Raw genomic sequence first — 4,044 nt, 5'->3', positions numbered from 1 at the left:
CTCACGCTGGCGGCACTCGTGGCCAAACCGGCTTCGCGAGCCGAGGCATGCGGCGCGAAACCACGCAAATCCACCCAGTCGAAGCGTCCGGCGGCCTGATCGAGAATCGACGCGCCGCCGGCGGCCGGACCGTCAGCCGTTCCGAAGGCATCATCGGCGCCCTGGGTTGCGGCGTCGGGAACATGGCCGGCGTCGGCGGCGCCAAGACGCGTGATATCGATGGCCACCACGTGTTCGGCGGCGTCGCCCCGACCATACGCGCCGAGAAAAATCGGCGTCGCCTCCGCGTGGGCCGCCAGCTCCGCACGCATATAGCGGCCGGGCAGCATGGCGAGCCGCATCCGGCCCGCCTCGTAATTCACCGTCGCCGCCTCGCCGCGCGGCACGGCGAGTTTGCCGGCATTCACCAGCATCACCCTCGAGTTCGGCTCGGCCAGCACGGTGTCGATCAGATGGTTCTCGCCGCGACGATCCACCTGATAGTCGACATCGCCCTGCGCCAACGGCAAAAACGGCAGCGTCTGGGTCAAAGCCAGTGGGGAGAAACTCATCGGTCGGTCCCCTCCAAAGCGCTCGAATCCGTCCGCAGCGATTCAAGGGTCCTCACGCGAGACACCAGCGCCACCAACGCGCGGGCCAATTGGTCCGGATGCTCCATGGCCGAGAAATGACCGCAATCCCTGATGACGGTGAACGCCGCATCCGTGCCCGTCATCCGCTCGGCGATCGGCCCCATGACGGCGGGCGGGCTGGAGGGATCCTTGTCGCCGCACACCACGGCCGCGGGAACGCCGATCCCGGCGAGCTGATCGTTGAGGTCGGGACGGCCCGCGGCCATGCGCTCACGCCATGCCACGCCATTCGGATTCTGCGCATCGATGAGACGGGTCATCGCCACGATGAAGTCGTGCGAACATTTCACCGTCGAATCGCGCATGGGATTGGCGGCCGCGAAATGCATAATCGGCTCGCGCGTGCCGGTCGCCTCCATCGTTTCGGCGATCTCGATGCGCCTCGCACGCGCCTCCGGCCCATCGGCGTCGGCCTTGGTGTCACACAGCGCGAGGCCGGCCACCGCCTCGGGATGGCGACGCTGGATATCGAGCACCACATAACCGCCCATCGACAGACCGACCCAAACCGCACGATCGTAGCCGGCGTCGGCCAGCAGTCCGACATAGGCGTCGGCCAGGCGGTCCATCGCCTGCGGGTACGCGCCGTCATCGGCAACCGGCCCGGTTTCCGCCGCGTCCGGAATCGGTCCGGCGCCGGCACCCGGCATATCGGGCGCCCAGATTGTCAGTTCGTCCAGTCCCTCTTCCTTGGCCTGCGCCACGATACGGGCCGCGCATTCATCCCACATATGGTGGTCGACCGGGAACGCGTGCACCAGCACCAGCGGCACTCCCGTGCCCCGGCTGATCACATGATTGAGGATCCGCATATCACTCCTTTTATCTACGTTGTTTACGCCTATGCTCCCGCGTATGCCGCTATATGCCGGTTATATGCCGCTCCAGGCCAGCGCCTGGCGCACCAGGCGCCCATGCCCGTTGGGCATCTGGGCGACGAAGCGGTCAAGATCGTCGGAACGCGGATCAACCCACTCCACATCCAGGGTTTCGTCCTGCGGCTTGCAGTCGCCAGCGATCGGCACGACATAGCACAGCGCAATGGCATGCTGGCGCGGATCGTAGAACTCGCTCACCCCCGGCGTGGGGAAGAACTCGGCCACCGTGAACGGCAGCAGGCTGGCGGGCAGCTGGGGCAGCGCGATATCGCCCAGATCCTTGGCGATATTGCGCGCGATCGCCTCGCGCAACGACTCGTGGAACAAGACGCGCCCGGTGATCAGCGTGCGCTCAATATTGCCGTCATCGTCCACGCGCAGCAGCGATCCCACGCGGCTGATGCGGCCCAGATCGTCGATGCGCACCGGCACAACCTCCACATAGGCGATGGGCAGTTGGCGGCGCGCCCGGTCGATATCCCCCGGGCCAAGCCATCCGGGCGGATTCTGATGGTCGTTGCCGCGCACAAAATCCTCGGGGGTGATGTTGTCAAATTCCCCGCGGGGACGGTCGGCGTCAAAGTCGTCCGGATCCGGCACTTCATCATTCATGACTGGCATACCTCCATTATTGGGACCATGTATGACGTATGCGTTGCCATCCGGTCGGATCTTGCGCTCAGAGCTCAGCGAAGCGCCAGGTGTCGGAAGGTCCCGAGATACTGGACGCGGACCAACGGGTTTGTGCAAGCCCGTTATGAAAGCCGTTATGAACCTTTTGGGGAAAGGATTTGCCATGGCAACCCGCGCGATCACCTCCGCCGAATTCGAGCAGACCGTCACCGACAACGATCTGGTGTTCTTTGATTTCTGGGCCACCTGGTGCGGCCCATGCAAGGCGTTCGGACCGATTTTCGAAGCCGCGAGCGAGAAGCATCCGGATATCGTGTTCGCGAAGGTCGACATCGATCAGAACCAGGATCTGGCCGCGGCGGCCGGCATTTCCGCCGTGCCCACGCTGATGGTCGCCAAGAAGGGTCAGATCGTGTTCAAGCAGGCCGGGGCGCTGCGCGAGGCCGATCTGGACGACCTGATCGACCAGGCGAAGAAGCTCGACGTCACCGCGGATGCGGGCGCGGGCAAGTAATCAAAAGTAGTCGACGGGCGGAACCGCATCAGGCGGTCCAGCCATCGGGCGGACACGGCCGGCATACGGCCCGGTCGGATCCGCCCGATTACCGTATATGGCCGGTATGGGCTAATATGAAGAAAGTGTGCACACCGACGAGCACGGAGCGGACAGCAATGCCGCGCCGAATCGCCGAGGATCTGACCCCCAACCAAGGAGCGAGATGGCTCGTCATCACGCCAATCATGTCGCCGCGATCACGCTGATTACCAAGCGTCAATGGATGCGCTTCGCAGCAGGCGCCGCGGCAATCGCCATCGTGATCGGCGTGGGCGTCGCATCCCACGACTTCTACACCGCGAACACCGCCAGCGGACAAACCGACTCATCGGAGGTCAGCTCGTACTCCGCCACCGACATGCAGGGCATTCAGGTTTCGCGTGACACCGCCCGCAAGGCCATCGACGAGGGGCAGGGCGGCGCCACCGCCAACACGTCGTATATTCCGGTGGTGATCAACGGGGACACCCGCATTGTGCTCGGCGAAAACTTCACCGACGTGAAATCCGTGCTGCAGGCCGGCAACATCACCCTCGATCCCACCGACACCGTGGAGCCCGCACTCGACCAGCCGGTCAACGAATCCACCACTATCACCATCACCCGCACCGACGCGACGGTTGAAACCACCGACGAGGAAATTCCCTTCAACACCGTCGAGAAGGAGGATCCGAACCTCGCCGCCGGCACCACCAAGGTCGAGACCGAAGGCCAGAACGGCGTTGTCGAATCGACGAACCTGGTGACGCGCAACGGCGACACGGTGGTCTCCTCGGCCACCATCGCCAAGTATGTCAAAACCGCCCCGGTTGACAAGGTGATCCTCAAGGGCACCAAGAAGGCGTCCTCCCACAGCTCGTCGTCCTCCTCTTCGTCGGCCGCATCCTCCATTGGCACCACGGTTCCAGTTGGCACCATGCAGCAGTGGGCGCATGACTACCTGCTGTCGAACGGTGGCAGCGAGGCCGACTTCACCGCCACCGTGTACATCATCAGCCATGAATCCGGCTGGCAGGTCAATGCGTCGAATCCCTCGTCCGGCGCCTACGGTTTGCCTCAGGCGCTGCCCGGCAGCAAGATGGCCGCGTTCGGCAGCGACTGGAGCACGAACTACCAGACGCAGCTCAAGTGGTTCTTCAACTACTGCAACTCGCGCTACGGCTCCATTCAGGGCGCATACTCGTACTGGCTGTCCCACCACTGGTACTGATCCGGCCGTCCCGGCTAATCCGGTTCCGGCTGACCCACGTGCCAACGCTGTGATGCACGCGTGATGCGCCACAGCCCATCACGCGTCAAAAGCCTTTGAACCCGGCACGTCATAAACGAAACGCGGCGGTGTTAA

At 64.0% G+C, this 4,044-nt stretch carries 5 protein-coding genes; 2 read left to right on the top strand and 3 right to left on the bottom strand.

What is annotated here, in order from left to right; translation table 11 throughout:
• From B2994_RS01485 to B2994_RS01475, 3 genes are all read right to left on the bottom strand, one after another.
• Nucleotides 1-551, bottom strand: a 551-nt coding sequence (locus B2994_RS01485; RefSeq protein WP_291526636.1) for an NUDIX-like domain-containing protein, incomplete at its 3' end; no start/stop codon positions are given.
• Nucleotides 548-1,444: an alpha/beta fold hydrolase gene (locus B2994_RS01480; protein ID WP_291526635.1), complete on the bottom strand. Its 897-nt coding sequence runs from the start codon at nucleotides 1,442-1,444 to the stop codon at nucleotides 548-550. The genes B2994_RS01485 and B2994_RS01480, both read right to left, overlap by 4 nt.
• 60 nt (nucleotides 1,445-1,504) lie before the next feature.
• Nucleotides 1,505-2,131, bottom strand: coding sequence for an NUDIX hydrolase family protein (locus B2994_RS01475; protein ID WP_291526634.1), 627 nt, complete (start codon nucleotides 2,129-2,131; stop codon nucleotides 1,505-1,507).
• Nucleotides 2,132-2,306: 175 nt separating this feature from the next.
• On the opposite strand from B2994_RS01475, the gene trxA reads away from it, so the two are divergent.
• Nucleotides 2,307-2,657, top strand: coding sequence for a thioredoxin (gene trxA / locus B2994_RS01470; protein ID WP_291526633.1), 351 nt, complete (start codon nucleotides 2,307-2,309; stop codon nucleotides 2,655-2,657).
• A gap of 205 nt (nucleotides 2,658-2,862) precedes the next feature.
• The gene (locus B2994_RS01465; RefSeq protein ID WP_291526632.1) at nucleotides 2,863-3,909 is read left to right on the top strand and encodes a G5 domain-containing protein; all 1,047 of its coding nucleotides are present in this window, start codon (nucleotides 2,863-2,865) and stop codon (nucleotides 3,907-3,909) included.
• The last annotated feature ends 135 nt before the right edge of the window (nucleotides 3,910-4,044 follow it).

The organism is Bifidobacterium sp. UBA744, from assembly GCA_002298605.1.
GTDB lineage: Bacteria > Actinomycetota > Actinomycetes > Actinomycetales > Bifidobacteriaceae > Bifidobacterium.
This window is presented reverse-complemented; position numbering and strand designations above follow the sequence as displayed.

What these genes read in the sequence shown, in the direction of transcription:
- B2994_RS01475 (WP_291526634.1), bottom strand. Translation starts at nt 2,131, where the DNA reads ATGCCAGTCATGAATGATGAAGTGCCGGATCCGGACGACTTTGACGCC.
- B2994_RS01480 (WP_291526635.1), bottom strand. Translation starts at nt 1,444, where the DNA reads ATGCGGATCCTCAATCATGTGATCAGCCGGGGCACGGGAGTGCCGCTG.
- trxA (WP_291526633.1), top strand. Translation starts at nt 2,307, where the DNA reads ATGGCAACCCGCGCGATCACCTCCGCCGAATTCGAGCAGACCGTCACC.
- B2994_RS01465 (WP_291526632.1), top strand. Translation starts at nt 2,863, where the DNA reads ATGGCTCGTCATCACGCCAATCATGTCGCCGCGATCACGCTGATTACC.